Source organism: Burkholderia sp. MR1-5-21 (assembly GCF_053427715.1).
This window is the reverse complement of sequence record NZ_JBSAXD010000146.1, coordinates 1-347: the sequence shown is the minus strand read 5'-3', so window position 1 is coordinate 347 and position 347 is coordinate 1. Positions and strand designations below refer to the sequence as shown.

Sequence of the window (347 nt, the reverse complement as noted above, 5' to 3'; positions counted from 1 at the left end):
TTCGAACTGGTTGTCGCAGCGGTGACGAATACGAGTTACGCGTCGTTCGTCCAGCAGAACATCCTCGCGCCGCTCAAGATGACGAACTCCGGTTTCCTGACCACGGCACCGACTTCGGGCGAATTCGCATACCCATACTTCGCCGGCAAGACCTTCGGGCTCGAATACCTGAATGCATACGGCTCCGGCGGCCTGAACACCACGCCGTCCGACATGATGAACCTCGCGCAGATGTTCATCGATCAGGGTGTGTTTCAGGGCACGCGGATCGTCTCCGCGCAAGGCATCGCGGACATGGCCATCGACCAGACGTCGAATCTGGCGCTCAACCCGCCACCCGGCTGGCC

1 protein-coding gene is annotated in these 347 nt (G+C 60.8%); it reads left to right on the top strand.

Annotated features, from left to right (window positions below; all coding sequences use genetic code 11):
- On the top strand, positions 1–347 hold a 347-nt coding region (locus ACV229_RS40810), incomplete at both ends, for a serine hydrolase domain-containing protein (RefSeq protein WP_448088694.1).